Raw genomic sequence first — 22550 nt, 5'->3', positions numbered from 1 at the left:
ACGTCATTAAGTCAAAGTAACTCTGCAGCAATTAGTCAAAGCAATAGTATTTCTAAGAGTCTGCAGGATTCATTTACCTCAGCTATTAACGCGTCAGGTAACTCGAATGCTTCAGAGAGTCAAAGTACTAGTTACTCACTGAGTCAAAGTAATTCGAAGGTTGCAAGTGCCAGCGAAAGCTTTAGCACTTCAATCAGCGATAGTAACAGTGTTGCCAGTCGCAGTACTTCAATCAGCCAAAGTAACAGTAAGTCATTGGCTGATAGCCAAAGCCAAAGTTACAGCACGTCATTAAGTCAAAGTAACTCGGCAGCGGTTAGCCAAAGCAACAGTATCTCCAAGAGTTTACAGGATTCATTTACCTCAGCTATTAACGCGTCAGGTAACTCGAATGCTTCAGAGAGTCAAAGTACTAGTTACTCACTGAGTCAAAGTAATTCGAAGGTTGCAAGTGCCAGCGAAAGCTTTAGCACTTCAATCAGCGATAGTAACAGTGTTGCCAGTCGTAGTACTTCAATCAGCCAAAGTAACAGTAAGTCATTGGCTGATAGTCAAAGCCAAAGTTACAGTGCTTCATTAAGTAATAGCGATCAACTTGCAAGTACAAGTCGTTCAGCAAGTGAAAGCCAAAGTAAATCTAAGGTAGATAGTGCTAGTGAAAGCTATAGTGATTCTGTCAATAATAGTTCATACTCGGCAAGTAGAAGTACTTCACTTAGCCAGAGAGACAGTAAGTTTATTGTCGATAGTCAAAGTGATAGCTTCAGTACATCAATTAGTGATAGTAACTATTCAGCTAGTCAAAGTACTTCAATTAGTCAAAGAGACAGTAAGTCATTAGCTGATAGTCAAAGTCAAAGCTACAGCACTTCATTAAGTCAAAGTAATTCAACAGCAGTCAGCCAAAGCAACAGTATTTCGAAGAGTCTGCAGGATTCATTTACCTCAGCCATCAATGCTTCAGGTAACTCGAATGCTTCAGAAAGCCAAAGTGCTAGTCATTCACTGAGTCAAAGCAATTCGAAGGTTGCTAGTGCTAGCGAAAGCTTCAGTACTTCAATTAGTGACAGTAACAGTGCTGCAAGTCAAAGCACTTCCAAGAGTCAAAAGGACAGCAAGTCAGCAGCTAACAGTGTAAGTCAAAGTTACAGTACATTATTAAGTGATAGTAATTCCGTAGCAAACAGCAAGAGCGAAAGCTATAGTAATTCAGTTAATGACAGTAATACTTCAGCTAGTCAAAGTACTTCGAAGAGCCAAAAGGACAGCAAGTCAACAGCTGATAGCCAAAGCGAAAGTTATAGCACTTCAATTAGTGATAGCGATTCGAAGATTGCTAGTGAGAGTAAGAGCTACAGTACATCATTAAGTAACAGTAATTCAACTGCAGTTAGTCAAAGTAATAGTATTTCTAAGAGTTTGCAGGATTCATTTAATTCAGCAATGAACGCTTCAGGTAATTCAAATGCTTCAGCTAGTGAAAGTAACAGCACATCATTAAGTGACAGCAATTCAAAAGTTAATAGTACTAGTCAAAGCTATAGTACCTCAATTAGTGACAGTAACTCGACTGCAATTAGCCAGAGTAATAGCACTTCAAAGAGTACTCAAGATTCACTTACATCTGCAAGCTTAAGCAATAGTACCAGCAACTCTAAAGCAGCTAGTCAAAGTGCAAGCTTTAGTACCTCAGTAAGTAACAGTGATTACTTAGCAAGTACAAGTCGTTCGGCTAGTGAAAGTCAAAGTAGATCTAAGGCTGACAGTGCTAGTCAAAGCTACAGTGATTCTGTCAACAACAGTTCATACTCGGCAAGTAAGAGTACTTCAATTAGTCAAAGAGACAGTCAATCATTAGTAGATAGTCAAAGCCAAAGCTATAGCCTTTCATTGAGTAACAGTAACTCAACAGCAATTAGCCAAAGCAACAGTATCTCGAAGAGTTTACAAGATTCATTCGCATCTGCAATGAATGCTTCAGGGAATGCTAATGCTTCAACTAGTGAGAGCACCAGTCAATCACTAAGTGATAGTAATTCTAAGGTTGCTAGTGCAAGCCAAAGTTACAGCACCTCAATTAGTGATAGCAACTCAACTGCAGCAAGTCAAAGTTACAGCACTTCAAAGAGTATGCAAGATTCACTGACTTCAGCAAGTTTGAGCAATAGCGTAAGCAATTCTAAAGTTGTTAGTCAAAGTGAAAGCTTCAGTACTTCAGTAAGTAATAGTGATTACGTTGCAAGCACAAGTCGCTCAGCTAGTGAAAGTAACAGTAAGTCTAAGGCTGACAGTGCTAGCCAAAGCTACAGTGATTCTGTCAATAATAGTTCATACTCAGCAAGTAAGAGTACTTCAATTAGTCAAAGAGACAGTCAATCATTGGCAGATAGCCAAAGTGATAGCACTAGCATCTCATTGAGTAGCAGTAATGCTTCAGCAAGTCAGAGTTATAGTACTTCAATTAATGACAGCAACGCTTCAGCAAGTCTAAGTACTTCAAAGAGTCAAAAGGATAGTAAGTCATTAGCAGATAGTCAAAGCCAAAGTTACAGTACCTCAATTAGCGATAGTAATTCATTAGTTGACAGCAGAAGTCAAAGCTATAGTGCTTCATTAAGTAACAGTAACTCAACAGCAATTAGCCAAAGCAACAGTATTTCTAAGAGTTTACAAGATTCATTCGCTTCAGCAATGAACGCTTCAGGCAATGCCAACGCTTCAACTAGTGAGAGTACCAGTCACTCAATGAGTGACAGTAATTCGAAGGTTGCTAGTGCAAGTCAAAGTTACAGTACCTCAATTAGTGATAGTAACTCAACTGCAGTAAGTCAAAGTAACAGCACTTCAAAGAGTATGCAAGATTCGCTTACCTCAGCAAGTTTGAGCAATAGCGTAAGCAACTCTAAAGCAGCTAGTCAAAGTGAAAGCTTCAGTACATCAGTAAGTAACAGTGATTACCTTGCAAGTACAAGTCGCTCAGCTAGTGAAAGTCAAAGTAGATCTAAGGCTGACAGTGCTAGCCAAAGCTACAGTGATTCTGTCAACAATAGTTCATATTCAGCAAGCAGAAGTACTTCAATTAGTCAAAAAGACAGTCAATCATTGGCAGATAGCCAAAGTGATAGTACTAGCATCTCATTGAATAACAGTAATGTTTCTGCCAGCCAAAGCTATAGTACTTCAATTAGTAATAGTAATTCATTAGTTGATAGTAGAAGCCAAAGTTACAGCCTTTCATTAAGTAACAGTAACTCAACTGCAGTAAGCGAAAGCAACAGTATCTCGAAGAGCTTACAAGATTCATTTGCATCAGCAATGAATGCTTCAGGCAATGCCAACGCTTCAGCTAGTGAGAGCACCAGTAAGTCACTGAGTGATAGTAATTCGAAGGTTGCTAGCGCAAGTCAAAGTTACAGTACTTCAATTAGTGACAGTAATTCAGCTGCGGCAAGTCAAAGCAATAGTACTTCAAAGAGTATGCAAGATTCACTTACCTCAGCAAGTTTGAGTAATAGCGTAAGCAACTCTAAGACAGTCAGCCAAAGCGAAAGCTTCAGTACTTCAGTAAGTAATAGCGATTATGCTGCAAGTACAAGTCGCTCAGCTAGTGAAAGTAACAGTAAGTCTAAAGCTGACAGTGCAAGCCAAAGCTACAGTGATTCTGTCAACAACAGTTCATACTCAGCAAGCAAGAGCACTTCAATTAGCCAAAGGGATAGTCAATCGTTAGCTAATAGTCAAAGTGATAGCACTAGCATCTCATTGAGTAACAGTAATGCTTCTGCAAGTCAGAGTTACAGTACTTCAATTAGTAATAGCAATTCATTAGTTGATAGCAGAAGCCAAAGCTACAGCCTTTCATTAAGCAATAGTAACTCAACAGCAATTAGTGACAGCAATAGTATTTCTAAGAGCTTACAAGATTCGTTCACTTCAGCAATGAACGCTTCAGGTAACGCTAATACAGAAATGAGTAAGAGTTACAGCAATTCACTAAGTCTTAGTGAATCAAAGGCAATGGCTGCAAGCTTGAGTGCAAGCAAGTCACTTAGTGAAAGTAATTCAGTAGTTGTCAGTCAAAGTGAAAGCTTCAGCACTTCAATTAGTAATAGTAACTACCTTGCAAGTACAAGTCGCTCAGCTAGCGAAAGTCAAAGCAAATCATTGGCTGACAGTACAAGTGAAAGCTACAGTGCATCTGTCAACAACAGTTCGTACTCAGCAAGTTTGAGTATCTCTGCAAGTCAAAGAGACAGTCAATCGTTAGCTAATAGTCAAAGTGAAAGCAATAGTATATCATTGAATAATAGTAATATTTCAGCAAGCAAGAGTACTGCAACTAGCGAAAGTCAAAGTCAATCAGCTGCAAATAGTACTAGTCAAAGTTACAGCACATCAGTTAATGACAGTAGTACTTCAGCAAGTCTAAGTACTTCAAAGAGTCAAAAGGACAGTAAGTCATTAGCAGATAGCCAAAGTCAAAGCTATAGCATATCGATTAGTGATAGTAATTCATTAATGGTCAGTGCAAGTCAAAGTTACAGTATCTCATTGAGCAACAGTAATTCAACTGCAATTAGTGAAAGCAACAGTATCTCGAAGAGTTTACAAGATTCATTCGCATCAGCAATGGATGCTTCAGGTAGTGCCAATACAGAAGCAAGTAAGAGCTACAGCAATTCACTTAGTCTTAGTGAATCAAAGGCAATGGCTGCAAGCTTGAGTGCAAGCAAGTCACTTAGTGAAAGTAATTCAGTAGTTGTCAGTCAAAGTGAAAGCTTCAGCACTTCAATTAGTAATAGTAACTACCTTGCAAGTACAAGTCGCTCAGCTAGCGAAAGTCAAAGCAAATCATTGGCTGACAGTACAAGTGAAAGCTACAGTGCATCTGTCAACAACAGTTCGTACTCAGCAAGTTTGAGTATCTCTGCAAGTCAAAGAGACAGTCAATCGTTAGCTAATAGTCAAAGTGAAAGCAATAGTATATCATTGAATAATAGTAATATTTCAGCAAGCAAGAGTACTGCAACTAGCGAAAGTCAAAGTCAATCAGCTGCAAATAGTACTAGTCAAAGTTACAGCACATCAGTTAATGACAGTAGTACTTCAGCAAGTCTAAGTACTTCAAAGAGTCAAAAGGACAGTAAGTCATTAGCAGATAGCCAAAGTCAAAGCTATAGCATATCGATTAGTGATAGTAATTCATTAATGGTCAGTGCAAGTCAAAGTTACAGTATCTCATTGAGCAACAGTAATTCAACTGCAATTAGTGAAAGCAACAGTATCTCGAAGAGTTTACAAGATTCATTCGCATCAGCAATGGATGCTTCAGGTAGTGCCAATACAGAAGCAAGTAAGAGCTACAGCAATTCACTTAGTCTTAGTGAATCAAAGGCAATGGTTGCAAGCTTGAGTGCAAGCAAGTCATTGAGTCAAAGCAACTCAGTAGTTGTTAGCCAAAGTGAAAGTTTCAGTACTTCAATTAGTAATAGTAACTACCTTGCAAGTACAAGTCGTTCAGCTAGCGAAAGTCAAAGTAAGTCATTAGCTGACAGTACAAGTGAGAGTTACAGTGCCTCTGTCAACAACAGTTCGTACTCAGCAAGCTTGAGTATTTCTGCAAGTCAAAGAGACAGTCAATCATTAGCTAATAGTCAAAGTGAAAGCTACAGTAATTCAATTAACAACAGCAATTCATTAGCAAGTCAAAGTACTTCAACTAGTCAAAAAGACAGTAAGTCATTGGCAGCTAGTGAAAGCATGAGTTATAGTGCTTCATTAAGTGACAGTAATGCTTCTGCAAGTCAAAGCATGTCAGCTAGCCAAAGCAACAGTAAGTCAACTGCAACAAGTCTTAGCGATAGTTACAGTAAGTCATTGAGTGACAGTAACTTGTCAGCAGCTGGTAATAGTGAAAGCTTCAGCAAGTCACTGAGTGATAGTGCTTCAGTAGCAGTTACTGCTAGTCTGAGTGCAAGCAAGTCATTGAGCGAAAGTAACTCAGTAGTTGTTAGCCAAAGTGAAAGCTACAGCACTTCGATTAGTAACAGTAATTACTTAGCAAGTATCAGTCGTTCAACTAGCGAAAGTCAAAGTAAGTCATTAGCTGATAGTATTAGCACCAGTTACAGTACTTCAATTAGTGCTAGTGATTACCTTGCAAGTACCAGTCGTTCAACTAGTGAAAGCAATAGTAAGTCATTAGCTGACAGCACAAGTGAAAGCTACAGCATTTCTGTCAACAACAGTTCATACTCAGCAAGTTTGAGTATCTCTGCAAGTCAAAGAGACAGTCAATCACTTGCTAACAGCAATAGCGAAAGCTACAGCAACTCAATTAATGACAGTAACTCATTAGCAAGTCAAACCACTTCAACTAGTCAAAGCAACAGTAAGTCAACTGCAACAAGTCTTAGCGATAGTTACAGTAAATCACTGAGTGATAGTACTTCAGTAGCAGTTGCTGCCAGCTTGAGTGCAAGCAAGTCATTGAGCGACAGCAACTCAGTAGTTGTCAGTCAAAGTGACAGCTTCAGCACTTCAATTAGTAACAGCAACTACCTTGCAAGTAACAGCCGTTCAGCTAGCGAAAGCCAAAGCAAGTCATTAGCTGACAGCACAAGCGAGAGCTACAGCATTTCTGTCAACAACAGTTCATACTCAGCAAGCTTGAGTGTTTCAGCAAGTCAAAGAGACAGTCAATCAATTGCTAATAGTCAAAGCGAAAGCTACAGCAACTCATTAAGTGCAAGTAACTCAGCAGTCGCTAGTGCAAGCTTGAGTGCTAGTCAATCAGAGAGTGAAAGTACTTCAACTATTCTTAGTCAAATCGCAAGCTTCAGTACTTCGATTAGTACAAGCAACTATGTTGCAAGTAACAGCCGTTCAACTAGCGAAAGCCAAAGCAAGTCATTAGCTGACAGTACAAGCGAAAGCTACAGCATTTCTGTTAACAACAGTTCATACTCAGCAAGCTTGAGCATTTCTGCAAGTCAGAGAGATAGTTTGTCACTTGCTAACAGCAATAGTGAAAGCTACAGCAACTCAATTAATGATAGTAATTCATCAGCAAGTCTAAGTCGTTCAACTAGTCAAAGTGACAGCAAGTCATTGGCAGATAGTGACAGCATCAGCTACAGTACTTCAATTAGTAACAGTGATTCAACAACAGTTAGTGCAAACTACAGTAACAGTAAATCACTGAGCGAAAGCAATTCAATAGCTATCAGTCAGAGTGAAAGCTTCAGTACTTCAATTAGTGAAAGTAACCAATCTGCTTCTATGAGTACTTCAGATAGTCAATCAAATAGTAAGTCAGATGCTGATAGCAATAGTCACAGTTACAGCACTTCAATCAGCGACAGCAACTCAGTAGGTGCTAGCGAAAGCAACAGCTTTAGTGATTCAATTAGTACTAGTGATTACTTCGCAAGCATGAGTCGCTCAACTAGCGAAAGTCAAAGTAAGTCATTAGCTGATAGTACTAGTGAAAGCTACAGTGCATCAGTCAACAATAGTTCATACTCAGCAAGCTTGAGCCTCTCTACTAGTGAAAGAGACAGTAAGTTTACAGCAGATAGAGCTAGTGAGAGTTACAGCACATCACTTAGCCTCAGCAACTCAATCGTTGTTAGTCAAAGTGAAAGCTTCAGCGTATCAATCAGTACTAGTGATTACCTTGCAAGTATGAGTCGCTCAACTAGTGAGAGTCAAAGTAAGTCAATTGCTGATAGTACAAGCGATAGCTTCAGCGTATCAATTAGTACTAGTGACTACCTTGCAAGCATGAGTCGTTCAACTAGTGACAGCCAAAGCAAGTCAATTGCTGACAGTACTAGTGAAAGCTACAGTACTTCAATTAGTGATAGCAACAGTTCAGCTAGCGCAAGTATGAGTCGGAGCAATTCAATTGTAAGTAGTGCCAGCGAAAGCTTAAGTACTTCGATCAGTGACAGTAATAGTTCTGCCAGTGCAAGTACTTCAGTAAGTGATAGTAACAGTACCTCAATCGTAGAAAGCACCAGTGTCAGTCAAAGTACTTCAACTAGTGTAAGTATGAGTGATAGTATTTCAACATCAACTGTTGTCAGTCAAAGTACAAGTACTTCAATTAGTAACAGTAATTCTGTAGCTAGTGACTGGAACGGTAATGGTGGTGGCAACTATGTACCATCTTCAACTACACCTACGTCAACTTCTGCATCTACTTCAACTTCATTGGCTGCAGACAATGCGGTAATTAAGAAGTTGCGTCACAATGCCTATGTTTACGATAAGAATGGTAACCGGGTCAGTGATCTAGTTATGTCAATTGGCACAGCGGTTAAGACATATGGTGATAAGAAGTTAATTAACGGACGTTACTACTACTACATTGGTGACGATCATTACGTTGTTGCAAAGAACTTCGATGGTTTTGAAGAAGATTTGCACCACAATGCTTATGTATATAACTCTAAAGGTCAACGTGTTGGTAAGACTGTTCTGAAGAAGGGCAAGAAGGTCAAGGCCTTTGAAACAATCAATGCTAAGGGACGTAAGTTCTACAGTATCTTACATGGTAAATATGTTGCAGCAGGTAACTTCAAGGGTAAGGAATTACGCTTAAAGCATAATGCCTATGTTTACAACGAAAAAGGTCACCGTGTAAGTGACAAGATATTAGCCAAAGGTAAAAAGATGAAGATCTATGGTACTAAAGTAATTAATGGTAAGAAGTATTACCATTGTCGCTATGGTCAATACATCTTGGCTGGTAATTTTAAGAAATAATGTAACGCATTATTGTAAATAAACGAAGAAAGCATCCTCATTATGAGGGTGTTTTTTTGATGTAAATATTGAAATATAGGTTGACTATACGTTAAAATGTTGTTAATATATTAAATATAAATTAGATAAAAAGGAGATGACTCTAATGGAAAACGCAAATATTATTAAGCAAATTGCTATTAGAGCTATTTCTGCACTAAAATCATTAGCCTTGTTGTTGAACGTAAAGGACTTGACCTAGATAATTACTAAAAATTAGTAATTGATTGTAGTTAAGCCCTTATTCGCGTTCTAATGAATGGGGCTGAACTACAGAAATGAAAACCTCATTCATTAAGTTGAATGAGGCTTTTTTTATTGGTAATGAGAGGTACAAGAATGAATTTTCAATTCAAGAAGTTAATGCAGTCAGCCGCAGTTATTGGTACAGCAGCGGTTGGGTTGACTGCTTGCGGCGGTAATAACAATAGCACGAAGGTTAGCGAAAAGTTTCCAATCAAAACACCGGTTAAAAAAGTAAAGCAGGGTGGAACGCTTAAAATTGCGGAGGAGACAGATACACCATTTACCGGGATTTTTTCTAACGAAATCAAAAATACTGCCGTTGACAATGATATTGCCAGTCCTGGTAATGAAAGCCTGTTTGATACTGATAATCATTATAAGTTTAATGATAAAGGTCCAGCCACGATTCGCTTAGATAGGAAAAACAATACGGCAATAATTAATGTCAAAAAGGGCGTTAAGTGGTCTGATGGTAAGCAGGTGGTAGCTAAGGATATTGAGTACGCATACGAAATTCTGGCTAACAAGGGTACCCAGTCGCAGAATTATTCCAATTCTTTTGAAAATATTAAAGGAATGAAAGCTTATCATGAAGGTAGGGCTAAGACCATTACGGGCATTGAAATGCCTAACGGTGATAATGGTCGTCAGGTAATAATTCATTTTGACGAATTGAAGCCGGGAATGGAATATTCAGGCAACAACTTTTTCTGGGAAACAGCTGAACCATACCATTATTTAAAGGATGTGCCGTTTGATAAATTACAGTCATCTGACAAGATTAGAAAATCCCCATTATATTTTGGACCGTTTAAGTTAAAGAAAATCGTTCGTGGTCAGTCAGTTACTTGGGTGCCGAATAAATATTATTGGCGGGGTCGACCGAAACTGGACAAAATTGAAATTTCAGTTTTAGCTACTAATTCTGCTTCTCAGGCTATTAAGAGCAAGGTTTATGATGTTGCGCAGGTAATTAATTCACAATGGGAACAAGTTAAAAACACTAAGGGTGTCAATTTCGTTGCTAAAGTTCCCCTAGGCTACAATTTTATCGGCTTTAAGGTTGGTAAATGGGATGCACAAAAGAATAAAAACGTCATGGATCCCCATGCCAAAATGAATAATAAGGCTTTAAGACAGGCAATTGGCTACGCAATGAATACTGATGAAGTTTACCAGCATTATACTCATGGCTTAAGCTTTAGGGTTCCGACATTAATTCCCGCACAGTTTGGCGATGTGTTTGATAAAAACGCGCGTGGTTATTCCTATAATTTGAAAAAGGCTAACGAACTGCTGGATAAGGCTGGCTATAAAAAGAAGGGTAAGTGGCGGGTCCAACCTAATGGCAAGCCGTTAACAATTCGCTATATGGCAAGGCAAACTGACCCAACTCAGGAGCCAATTCAGCAGAATTACCTGCAGCAGTGGCATAAGATTGGCTTAAACGTTAAATTAATCGGGAATCGCCTGACTGAGTTTAATTCCTATGTAACTAAGCTTGAAGGCGACAGTCACGACTTTGACATGTGTGAGATTGGCTGGCATCTGGACAGTGAGGCATCGCCAAGCAGTCTTTATTCCGATAATTCCCCTAAGAATTACACTCGTTTTGTTACTAAAAAGAATAATGAACTGCTGGCAGCAATTGATTCACAGAAGGCATTTAACCATAAATATCGGGTACAAAAGTTCCATGAATGGCAAGAATATATGAATGATGAGGCTTATGCAATCCCAGAGTTTAATTCGTATTCCGTTTTCGCCGTTAATGATAAGGTGACCGGATATTCGCTTAAGCCGTCGGAGAATAACAATGACCACCAATTATGGTACAAGGTCGGCTTCGTAAAATAAGGACATGATGATTTTGAACAATCGGAAAAGTAAGAGGGAGAAAATTTAAAATGACACAAACTGGATATCAAAACATGAACCTTTATGATGGTGAAGAAGAAAAAGTTACAAGCAATAGTTACTTCGTTGTCGATGACGAAACAGGTAAGATTACGGCAATGGGAACTGGCGCTGCACCTGCTAGTGACAGGGTAGTGGACTTAGAAGGCAAGTTCGTGATGCCGGGGTTAATTAATTGTCATACGCACATTAACAATAGTTCAACTGCATATGATGGTGATCCAACTGCCAATGTTGTCGAAACAACTGTCCGTGCAGTGCAGCATCTGCGTGATTTTCTTAAGTCTGGCGTAACCTATATTCGTGAATGTGGGTCCACTTATGATATTGATATTACACTGGCGCGAATGATTGATGAAGGCAAGATTACCAAGACACCAGAGATTATGCCGTCAGGGATGGCTTATTCGATGACAGGTGGTCACGGCGACTCACCGCATTTTGCTCATCTGGTAGACTCTCCTGATGAAATGCGCAAGGCTGTACGTCAAGGCTTGAAGAAAGGTGCTAAGAATATTAAAGTTATGGCCACGGGCGGTGTAATGACCAAGAACGACTTTATGGATGATCCGCAATTAAGTGTTGCCGAAATGCGTGTGGCAGTTGAGGAGGCTCACCATAAGGGCTTGATTGTTGCGGCTCATGCAGAGGGCAATGCTGGGATTGGCAATGCAATTAAGGCTGGGGTAGATTCTATTGAACACGGCTTTTATGTTGATGATGACCAAATTGACATGATGCTCAAGCAAGGAACCTATTTGACAGCCACTGTGGTTGCCGATTGGGCCTTTCCTACTTATGCGGTAGGAATAATGCCGGATTGGGAAGTAAAGAAGGCTAGTGATGCCTTAGACGACTTGCGTAAGAATATTACGCACGCTAAAAATCGCGGTGTTAAGATTACTTTGGGTACTGACGCGGGAACACCATTTAATGATTACTTCCAAACGCCAACCGAATTGCAATTATTGGCAGAACAAGGCTTCACTAATTATGAAGCCTTACAAACCAGTGTTCATTCTGCTCAATTGATGAAAATTGATGATGAGTATGGCACTTTGGCAATCGGCAAGTACGCAGATTTTCTAGTTTTGGATGAAAATCCGTTGGCTGATGTTAAGGCTGTGGCGCAAAAGGACAAGGCGGTCTATAAGAAGGGTCAGCGAGCATATTAATTATTAAAATTTTAGGCAGCAACAAGTTTAGAAGCTTGTTGCTGCTTTTAATTTACTTGCCAAAGTTTGCTTATAAAAATTGGAAACGATTACTTTGATAGAACCCTTTGCAATTTGCGGCAAAATGTTATAACATAGCTATTTGTAATAGTTAGCAAGCTAACTATTTTTGATTAGGAGGAATTAGATGCAAAGGAAATTAGACGCAAAATTAATTTTATCAATTCTTGCGGCAGGTCTGATGTCATTCTCAGGCGTGTTAATTGAAACAGCGGGTAACATTACGTTCCCTGTTTTAATGAAGGAATTTAACGTAAATATGGCAACGGTGCAGTGGATGACCACCGGCTATCTGTTGATTGCTGCAATCATCATGCCCTTGTCTGCATATTTAAAGAAGAATTTTAGTTCTAAAAAATTGTTTGTAACAGCCGCAATTTTATTTATTGTCGGTTTATTGATTGACTCATTTACAACACAGTCAATGGGTTTTATCTTTTTAGTTATTGGTCGAATTGTTCAAGGTGCCGGTGCCGGTATTGCCCTGCCATTAATGTTTAATATTATTTTGGAAAGAACACCGCTTGACAAAGTCGGCTTGTTAATGGGGATTGGGACAATGATTACCGCGGTAGCTCCAGCCTTGGGGCCAACGTTTGGTGGTTTAGTTGTCAATACTCTTAGCTGGCGCTATATTTTCATCTTGATTATTCCGGTAATGGTTATTTCCTTTATCATGGGTGTAACGTGCATCACTGAGGATCCATACCCATTGAGCCATACTAAGCTTGATTGGACTGGATTTATTGAAATTGCCTTGACTTTTGTCGGCTTAATTCTGGCTTTCAGTAACTTGTCAGGGATTTTAATTAGACCGTTGGAATTTGTAGTTCCATTGGTAATCGGCTTGATTGCCTTAGCATTGTTTATCAAGCATTCACTTAATGTAAAAGAACCATTGTTAAACATTCGCTTGCTCAAGAATAGCAAGTTTACTGCTGGTATTATTGCTTACTTCATTTTCCAAGTTAATACAGTTGGTTTGTCTTTCATTTTGCCAAACTACTTGCAAATCGTAAATGGTGCAACTGCCATGGTTGCAGGATTGTTGCTGCTACCAGGTGGTGCCATTGGTGCCATTGCTTCACCAGTTAGTGGTCGGATGCTCGATAATTACGGTCCAAGAAAGCCAATTATGACTGGTGCCTGCTTTGAACTTGTTGGTATTGTCATGTTCTGCTTGTTTGCCCAACATTTTACAGGTGTTAACGTATTGATCTCTTACTTGATTATTATGACTGGTACTGGCTTAATCATGGGGGATACAATGACTTCATCTTTGAACCTGCTTACTAAGGAAGAAAATGCGGACGGTAACGGCTTGTTCAACATGGTGCAGCAATTTTCAGGAGCTGTCGGGACGTCGATTGTTTCTGCAATTATGCAATTTGTGCAACAGGTTAGTTCTAAGCCAACAACAGCTGGCAAGCTAGTTGATGGTTCTCAAGTTGGGTTAATTTTCTTATTAATTTTGGTTGTGATTGGCGTATACTTATTACATAAAGCAACTAAAAAGGATAGTTTAAGCGAGAATTAAGTCATGAAAAAAAATTTTGGTTTAGCTTTGCAGCGAGCACAAAACACCTTTAATCGCAATGTTGATCGTTATGCACGGACAATTGGGTTAACTGGTACGCAAATGGTGATTATTCAATTTTTGAGTGCTGTACCCAAAGAAAAGAAGATTTATCAAAAGGATATTGAGCATGAATTCAATATTCGAAAATCAACGGCAACTAATATTTTGAAATTGCTGGAACATAAGGATCTCATTACTAAAAAGGTTGACGAGCGCGACAGTCGTTTGAAGGAAATTACTTTAACGCCCAAGGCAGAGGTTATTGAGCGGGATGCGGCTGCTTATGTTAAGCGTTCAGAAGCAAGCGTTGAGCGGATTTTGGGTAAAGAATTGCGTGATGAGGTAACACAGGCTCTGCTTAAGCTAGATCAAGAATTATAACTATGTAAAAAGTCGTACATTTTGGTGTGCGGCTTTTTAATATTTGGTTTATTAATAAGTTGAAGAATAAATATAGTTAAAACAGTATTACTTTTTTAACAGACACGTACATGCTTGTAAAATCAATAAAAGGTGTTTTAATAGAAAAGTAGACTATAATTAAACGATAAACTTACAGGAGGAACCTTTCATGGAACAAGAACAAAAATTACAAATTTTAGAAGATTTGATTGCCTTGCATTCAGTTAATGGCGATGAATTGCCAGTAGCTGAGTATTTGAAGAAATTGCTTGACGGTGCAGGCATTGAGAACAAGATTTTGCCGCTTGAAGGTGAAGCTAATCGTGCTAACTTAGTTGCCGAACTTGGTTCAGGTAAGCCAGTGTTAGTAATTTCTGGACATATGGACACAGTTGACATTAACAAGGACAATTGGAAGACTGATCCATTCAAAATTACCAAAGAAGGCGACAAGTTATACGGCCGCGGCACGACTGATATGAAGGCTGGCTTAGCTGCAATGGTCATTGCCATGATTGAGTTAAAAGAAAGTGGTGCTGAAATTCCAGGCACAATTCGTTTATTGGCAACTGCTGGTGAAGAAGTTGGTCAACCAGGAGCTGAAGCTTTGCAAGCACAAGGTTACATTGATGATGCCGATGCTCTGTTAATTGGTGAACCATCAGGCTTCTTTAGAACAGTGTTTGCTAATAAGGGTGAGCTTGACCTAACAATTTCTTCAGAAGGAAAGACCGCGCATAGTTCGATGCCATTTTTGGGTAATAATGCAGTTGAACATCTTCTTAACGTTTTGGATAACATTAAGAAGTGCATTAAGGAATTAACTAATGGCGTTAAGAATGATGTCTTAGGTGAAACTGTCTTTAACATTGATACAATTAAGGGTGGTAACCAAGTTAATGCAATTCCTAATTATGCGCAAGCTGAATTGAACCTGCGGACAATTCCAGAATTAGCTAACCCTAAGATTCTGCAAGCATTCCAAGAAGTAATTGACGAGTATAACAATTCAACAACCGGTCATATTAAAATGTCAGTTGATATGGATATTATCCCAATTATTGGTGACCGTGATTCCAAACTGCTTAAAGTCGTTCAAGATGCTGCTCAACCATATGTTGCTAAGCAAGATGTACCAGCTGACCAACTTGCCTTGATGCAAAAAGAGGCACAAATGGCTAATACTGAATACCACGAAGGTGGCTTCTTAGTCGAAGGTGTTTCTGGCGGTACTGATGGTTCGAAATTCCTGATTAATCATCCTAACGGCTTTGCTTATCTGGTCTATGGCCCAGGTAGTAACACCCCGCACCAAGATAATGAATATGTTTCTGAACAAATGTATTTAGACTTTATTGATATTTATAAAGGTATCTTTACTAATTTTGGTAAATAATTAATTAAATTAAGGCAGCACATAGTCGATAGTGCTGCCTTTTTTGTGGTCAAGTAGTAAAATTTGCTTATTTGATTAATCTTGGGCTGTAAAAGGATACAAGGTCTGTTAAACTTGGTAAAGGTGATGAAAATGGAAAACAAGGCAATTGATGTTGGCGTATTAGCCGCTAAAATTTTAATCGAGTCTGGTTCGGAAATGTGGCGTGTTGAGGATACAACTAAGCGGATTATTGACCATGCTGCTAGCAGTAAGGCAGAAGCCTTTACCAGTTTGACGGGAGTGATGGTTAGCTTAAAAAATGCGTCTTACACACGTTTTATTCAAATTGAAAAACGGGGGATTAATATGGCGCGGATTAATGGTGTTAATCGGTTATCGCGTCAGTATACTGCCGATAAGATTACTCTTGACGAGTTTGAAGATGGTCTGAATAAGGTTCAAACTGCCAAACCGCAATTTCCAATCTGGGTGCAAACAATTGCGGCCGGCTTTGAAGGTGCTTTTTTTATGTTTATCTTCACGCAGACTTATGACTGGCGCGATTTTCCGCTGGCGTTTGTTGCAGGAGCATTAGGCTACTATGTGACATCGTTCTTGTCATCACGTGTGCGCATTCGTTTTATCAGTGAATTTTTTGGTGCGCTGGCAATTGGTCTATGTACTGTTATTGGGGTCCATTTTCATTTAGGATTTAATGTTCAAAATATTATTATCGGGGCAATTATGCCGCCAGTACCCGGAATACCAATGATTATTTCTGTGCGTGATATTTTCGAAGGTAATCTTTTGTCGGGACTAGAACGCATGATGGAATGCTTGATTACGCTCAGTGCCTTAGCCTTTGGGATTGGCGTTGTGCTGCACTACATGTAGCGGAAAGGAAGAGATGAGATGACTTTTTATCATTTTATAATTCAGGTTCTTTTCAGTTACTTGGGAACGATAATGTTTGACCTTTTTATCAATTTGCCAAAGAATGCCCTCAATACATCGGGCAGTATTGCTTGTGTTGGCTGGCTGGTTTACTGGTTTATGTTTGAGTTTGGTCTGGGTGCGATTTTAGCTAACTTTGTAGCAGCATTTGTCGTTGGCAGCCTCGGGATAATTTTCGCTGTTAAAAAGAAAATGCCGAGTACAATGTTTGTCAGCGGTTTGGTACCACTAGTGCCAGGAGCCAGTGGTTACCAGGCTTTGTCAGCGATGATTAACCACTCGCCAATGATTGCCGTACAAAAGACAATCCACGTGGCCATGGTGGCTGGGGCGATTGCTTTAGGTTACGTTTTTTCGCAGGTAGTTGTTGAATTAATGCATCAGAAAAAGCGTTAAGCTGTGATATTTACCTAATAAAGAGAAGCATTACTCTATATGAAGTGATGCTTTTTTTATCTTAAAATTAAAATATTTTTGACGTTATTTAATTGTTTTTAGAAATATATTAAAAATAGTAATATTAGCATGTTTTAATATAGTCCATTGTGTTATATATAACAATAATGCTTGTATAGAGAAAAGTTAAGGCTTATTATATAATGTGTAAGAATTATTAAAACCAAAAATAATTTTTTAATACAAGAAGGTAAAAATATGCTAGGAAGAAATAATTTTAAGGAAAGATTAAGAAAAACAGAGATGCAGTCCAAAAGAGATCGCTTCTCGATTAGAAAATTATCTGTAGGTGCAGCCTCTGTTTTGTTAGGCTTTAGCTTTATGGCAATGAATGGGCAAACTGCTAAAGCAGATACTATTTCTTCATCTAAACTCGATACAGAAGTTCAGACAAGTAAAAATGATACTACTATTAGTGAAGATAGTAACAAAAATGGTACCAATACGAATTTGGCAACTTATTCAGGCTTGAGTACGTTTTTAAAGAGTGCTGACAATGGCAATAACAGTTCATCTAATAATGAGCAAGAAAAGCCTGCTGTTAGTGATACTGATAGTAATGAAACTGCTAAACCAGCTAAAGAACCGGGTACAATAGATGCTAATGAAATTGCGACAGATACTGCCACCAAGCCAAATAATGTGACAAATGCTAATAAGCAATTACCAACTGCGCAAGCAAGTGAAACTGATGTTAGCACTTGGGATGAATTTACAGATGCGTTAAATAGCGAAACTGTTGAAACGATTAATGTTACTGAAGACATTGCGGCAACTGACAGTAATCAGACTTACACAATCCCAATTAGCAAGACAATTAATGGTAATAATCATACCTTGAACATCGGTTCTAATATTATTCAAGATAATGTGTATCAATATGGAATTACGTTCAATGATATTAAGTTGATGGGGATGAAGCCAAATGATGACCCAGGTGAGTTCAATTTTACCGGTTATGATAATAATAAGGCTGTTATACTAAATAATGTTGAAAGTGATAATGTTAGTTATGATACAGTAATTAGCTTCAAAAATAATGTTCAACTTAATTACAACACTGATGGTAATATTTTTAGTGACTATGCTGAGCCAACAGCAATAGAAGGGTCTACTGTAACAATTGATTTTGCGCCAACTGTTGGCACTTCAACTAGTTTTATCTGTGATATCTTTTTAGTTGGAGATGGTGCCCATGTAACAGCCCATATTGCTAACACGATGAGTGCTCTGCGTGGTACGGGAACAATTGATGATGCCAGAATTGAGGTAGGAGAGAATTCAAGTTTTGATATGACAGTTGATCCTACAGTTAATTTTTTGTACCGCGTTGATCCTGGCATTCCACCGTTAAAATTGAATTTAGTGAAGGGTTCTACAACACATATTCAAAATAATGCTTCCGACGCAGGTGTTAATCCGGGTAAGGACAACCAACTTATCTTAGTTGCCGATACGCCGAAGATTTTTGAATTAAAGAGTGATACTGGTGATGTGAATAACTTTAACTTCCTAAAAACAGATATTTCTGGTGCTAAGATGGGGTTGATCGATGATCAATATAAGTGGATCATTCAAGATTCTCACAACGCCAATATTATTGACCCGAATTTGACTGACGATCAAATGCAGATTTTAGCCAATCCAACTTTGCCTGTCAATATTCTAACCGATGGTAAGGCGAATAAGACTTTCCAAGATTTGAATACCAAGGAAGATTTTCAAACAGTTATCCAAAGTGCTGGTGGTTTTAATGGCTCTGCTGGTTTTGCTTTAGGAACTGACTTGTATGATGGTTGGAAGAAGACCGATGCTGGTCGATATAATGTTTCTTCAACTGGTCTTACAATTCATGCTGGTCAAATTAGTGGCGTTGGTGCTGCTCAAGATCGATTGAACGCAGTTGACAGTCAAGATAATTCTGCGCAAACAATTGCTCACTTACTGGAACTTGATGACAGTATTGTTACAAGTAATAAGACTATTACGGGGATTGCTTGGCTGCCAAATCAAGCAATGGATGCAAATGGTGAATTAATTGCTGGAGGCTTGGTTAAAGATGAAGACGGTAATTTAATTGATGATATTGGCTCGCAGGTTGATACAAACAATACTAACTTAGGGAATGCTGTTATTCGGGTAACCTACGGTGATGGCACGACTGATGATATTCCGGTAACATTAACGATACTTAAGGGCAAACCATCTGGGGATGTGCAAAAGGTTGATCACGGGCAACTGCCAACATTGGCTCAAGCTCAAGATGCCGTTTCCTTTAATGGTGATGCCAGCAGCTTTAATCCAACTTATGAATGGTATAAGGCTGATGGAACAGGTCCATTGACAGTGGCAGATTTGCAATCTGGTCAGACTAATGATGCCAAAGTTTTGGTAACTTATTATCATAATGGTCAACCGGACGGGACACAGCTGGTTTCAGCACAAGTCTTTATGGGAGATGATCAAGCAACAGCTTCTGGAATCACTGCCGGTTCAGGTCCAGTGACCGTTCATGCGGTTACTATTCCAAGTAAGAATGAACCATTGGTGCCAGAATTTAGTGATTCTAGTAAGTGGAGTAGTTACTTAACTGGTGATTTGACCAACGTAACAAGTGTCGATTGGGATGATGATACTAATGTTAATGATATTATTAATGGTACGACTGGTGAAAAGACAGCTAAGTTGCGGTTAACCTTTAATGATGGTTCAACTAAAGAAATTGATAATGTTAAGGTTAATGTTCTTGGTGGTGAAAAGGCAGACAATCAGTCAACTACAACTCTTAATGGAGTATTGCCAACAATTGATCAGGCTAAAGAAGCACTTAAAGATGAGCCAGCACTAACTAGCGATCTAAGTAATGCCGGTTATGATGTTGATTATTCTTGGGCTAAAGATGACCAAGGAACAGCAATGGATAATGGCTATGTAACTTATAGTGAACAACAGCCAAGTAAGACAATACCAGGCTATGTTGTTTTAACCTACTATAAGAAAGGGGCTGCTCATACACCAGATAACATTGATGGTCAGCAAATCGTACCAGTTGATGTGACGATTAACAAACAAGAAAATGGTTTGTATCATGATCAATTAGCTGGTTCTGGTCAAAATTCTCAGGGAGTATCTGTCGCTAAAGGGACATTAATGGATGATGCAGCTGCTAAGGATGCAATTTATAAGCCAGCTACATTTCCAGCAGATGCAACTTTTGCATGGGAAAGCCCAGTTGATACTTCGACAACTGGTAATAAATCGTCATGGGTTGATGTGACTTATGTAGATGGTACAACTGATCGTGTTCCAGTTTTGGTTAATGTTTATGATACGGCTTCAATAGAAATGCCAGAAGGTATCACTCAGACAACTGACCTGAATGGGACAGTACCTGATGCTCAGAATTCAATTGTCAATAATGCTGATATGCCAAATGGTACTACTTATACGTGGCTTAATACTCCTGACTTGTCACATGAAGGTTCAGCAGTCGGAACAGTTCAAGTAACTTATCCAGATGGTTCAGCTGATTATGTTGCTGTGCCAGTGATTGTAGGCAATGCTAACCCAACACAAGCTAATGACCCGTTGGGGCAAAGAACTAATATCCATTATGCAGCTGGATCAGCAGCAACTAATGACCAAGCCAAGGCCGCAATTTCTAACGCTGACAGTTTACCAGAAGGTACAACTTTTGCATGGCAAACAGCACCAATTGTTAATGATTTAAATAGATTGGGTGTCCAAGCCGCTGTTGTTCAAGTAACTTATCCAGACGGGACGACTAACACTGTCCCAGTAGTTGTTGATGTCATTAGTGATGCTCATTCGGCTTCACGTCCAAGGGCTAATAATGTTTGTGTTAACGTTGGCGATCCAATTCCAGATGCAAAAGATGCTGTGATTAATAGTGCTGACTTAACTAACGCAACCAGTTTTGAATATGAAACTGTACCGTCTAGTAGTACTCCTGGCGTAACTTTAAACAAGATTAAGATTACCTATGCAGATGGCTCAACCGATGAGGTACCAACACAAGTTATTGTTAATCAGGTGCCAACTGCTACGTCGAATGAAGCAGAAAAGAACAATCCTCATGTGAGGACAGTTAGGGTTAATCTTAATAGTACGGTTAATGCATCTAGTGTGATTGATAACTTTACTTCACTTACTGGCAATCCAACCGCTGAATGGGTTGATCCTAATATTGTTACGCAAATAACTAAGACACCAGGTTTGAAGCAGTCGCAGGTTAAGCTAACCTTTAATGACGGCTCAGTTAAGATTGTTACCGGTTATATCAGGGTGATTTCTGATGGTGAAAAGCATGCAGGTTCAGTTACTGGTAAGACGATTACTAAGCAGCCAGGAGAGGCGATCACAGCAGCCGAAATGGTAAATGACCTGCCAAGTGATGCAGTAGCTGCATTTGCCACACCGGTTAACATTACAGATGGTAAAGTGGATAATCCAGGAACTTATGTAGAAACGATTCACATTAAGTTCCATGATGGTACTGAAAAAGATGTTGAATCAGTTTTGACAGTACCAAGGCAAAGTTCACAATTTAACTACAGTCAGAGTAAGGATGTTGTCTTACACGTGGTTAATGTGGGCAATAATCCGGCCCAAACGCCAGCTGACTTTAGCGATCCAAGCTCGTTCTTAAATAATACAGAAGATGCTAATATTGCTAGTGTTGGTTGGGCAACAGATGGCCAGCCGAGTGTTGCTAGTGCAGCTGATCAAATCACAGGTAAGATTAAGATTACCTTTAAAGATGGTACATCAGTTACTAAAGACATTAATGTTAAGGTAATTGGCAATAAGAAGTCAGATACACCAACCACAGTCACTGCTGATAGTGATAGCAGTAAGTTGAATGAATCACGGGCAAAGGCAGCTTTGAATCATGACGATTTGTTAGTTACTGATGCTAAATATCCAAATGCTACATATTCATGGGCCGCAAATAGTGATGGTACTGGTACAGTTGATATTAGTCATAGTGGTTCACAGCAACCATATGTCATTATTGATTATGGTGATGGCACCAAGGAAGCTGTTCAGGTAGACTTAACAGTTAACGAAAAACCAACTTCGGGAGCCACTTATCATCCAGAATTAACTAGCGGGTCTGTTACAACACATATATCAACTAATGGTGTTGTGATGCCGCCGGAATTTACTGATCCATCAAAGATGGGTGATTTTATGCAAATTCCAGGTGTTGATGATCTTAGCAGCGTAGTCGATAATTTGACTTGGGCTAATGATATACCTACAACTGTTGGTGATAACCAGCAATTTAATGTAATTGTTCATTATAAAGACAATTCTCTCAGTGATGCTTTCCTAATTAACGTTAATGTATTAAGTGCTAAGAAGACGGACACCCCAACAGTTATTGCAGTAGGCGATAATCTGACAGCTAGTCAAGCTGAGGCCGCTCTAGATCCAACGGAGAATGCCAAGATTATAGCTAAGTATCCAAACGCAACGTTTAGCTGGGCAGCTAACGCAGATGGTACGGGAACGATTGATAACAATAATGTTGGCGACTCACACCCTT

General features: G+C 39.1%; 9 protein-coding genes. All 9 read left to right on the top strand.

Going from position 1 to position 22550, the window contains the following annotated elements; all coding sequences use genetic code 11:
• The coding region (locus tag PT278_RS07910) for an SLAP domain-containing protein (RefSeq protein ID WP_277131538.1) at positions 1-8772 on the top strand (8772 nt) is incomplete at its 5' end.
• Between the two features lie 378 nt (positions 8773-9150).
• A complete protein-coding gene (locus PT278_RS07905; RefSeq protein WP_277131536.1) occupies positions 9151-10914 on the top strand; it encodes an oligopeptide ABC transporter substrate-binding protein in 1764 nt (587 codons plus the stop codon).
• Positions 10915-10964: 50 nt separating this feature from the next.
• Positions 10965-12149, top strand: a complete 1185-nt coding sequence (locus tag PT278_RS07900) for an amidohydrolase family protein (RefSeq protein ID WP_277131534.1) — start codon at positions 10965-10967, stop codon at positions 12147-12149.
• A 187-nt stretch (positions 12150-12336) separates the two neighbouring features.
• On the top strand, positions 12337-13746 hold the full coding sequence (locus PT278_RS07895) for a DHA2 family efflux MFS transporter permease subunit (protein WP_277131532.1): 1410 nt from the start codon (positions 12337-12339) through the stop codon (positions 13744-13746).
• Between the two features lie 3 nt (positions 13747-13749).
• Positions 13750-14169 (top strand): MarR family winged helix-turn-helix transcriptional regulator, encoded by a 420-nt coding sequence (locus PT278_RS07890; RefSeq protein ID WP_277131530.1) that lies wholly within the window; start codon positions 13750-13752, stop codon positions 14167-14169.
• 190 nt (positions 14170-14359) lie between these two features.
• Positions 14360-15586, top strand: coding sequence for an ArgE/DapE family deacylase (locus PT278_RS07885; RefSeq protein ID WP_277131528.1), 1227 nt, complete (start codon positions 14360-14362; stop codon positions 15584-15586).
• A gap of 132 nt (positions 15587-15718) precedes the next feature.
• Entirely contained in the window at positions 15719-16462 is a 744-nt protein-coding gene (locus PT278_RS07880; RefSeq protein WP_277131526.1) for a threonine/serine exporter family protein, read from the top strand.
• 18 nt (positions 16463-16480) lie between these two features.
• Entirely contained in the window at positions 16481-16918 is a 438-nt protein-coding gene (locus PT278_RS07875; RefSeq protein WP_277131524.1) for a threonine/serine exporter family protein, read from the top strand.
• 303 nt (positions 16919-17221) lie between these two features.
• A partial coding sequence (locus PT278_RS07870) for a Rib/alpha-like domain-containing protein (RefSeq protein ID WP_277131521.1) occupies positions 17222-22550 on the top strand: 5329 nt, incomplete at its 3' end.

Source organism: Lactobacillus sp. ESL0703 (genome assembly GCF_029433435.1).
In the GTDB taxonomy this organism is placed as follows: Bacteria; Bacillota; Bacilli; order Lactobacillales; family Lactobacillaceae; genus Lactobacillus.
The sequence above is the reverse complement of the archived record's forward strand: the minus strand, read 5'-3'. Positions and strand labels throughout refer to the sequence as shown.

What these genes read in the sequence shown, in the direction of transcription:
- PT278_RS07905 (WP_277131536.1), top strand. Translation starts at nt 9,151, where the DNA reads ATGAATTTTCAATTCAAGAAGTTAATGCAGTCAGCCGCAGTTATTGGT.
- PT278_RS07900 (WP_277131534.1), top strand. Translation starts at nt 10,965, where the DNA reads ATGACACAAACTGGATATCAAAACATGAACCTTTATGATGGTGAAGAA.
- PT278_RS07895 (WP_277131532.1), top strand. Translation starts at nt 12,337, where the DNA reads ATGCAAAGGAAATTAGACGCAAAATTAATTTTATCAATTCTTGCGGCA.
- PT278_RS07890 (WP_277131530.1), top strand. Translation starts at nt 13,750, where the DNA reads ATGAAAAAAAATTTTGGTTTAGCTTTGCAGCGAGCACAAAACACCTTT.
- PT278_RS07885 (WP_277131528.1), top strand. Translation starts at nt 14,360, where the DNA reads ATGGAACAAGAACAAAAATTACAAATTTTAGAAGATTTGATTGCCTTG.
- PT278_RS07880 (WP_277131526.1), top strand. Translation starts at nt 15,719, where the DNA reads ATGGAAAACAAGGCAATTGATGTTGGCGTATTAGCCGCTAAAATTTTA.
- PT278_RS07875 (WP_277131524.1), top strand. Translation starts at nt 16,481, where the DNA reads ATGACTTTTTATCATTTTATAATTCAGGTTCTTTTCAGTTACTTGGGA.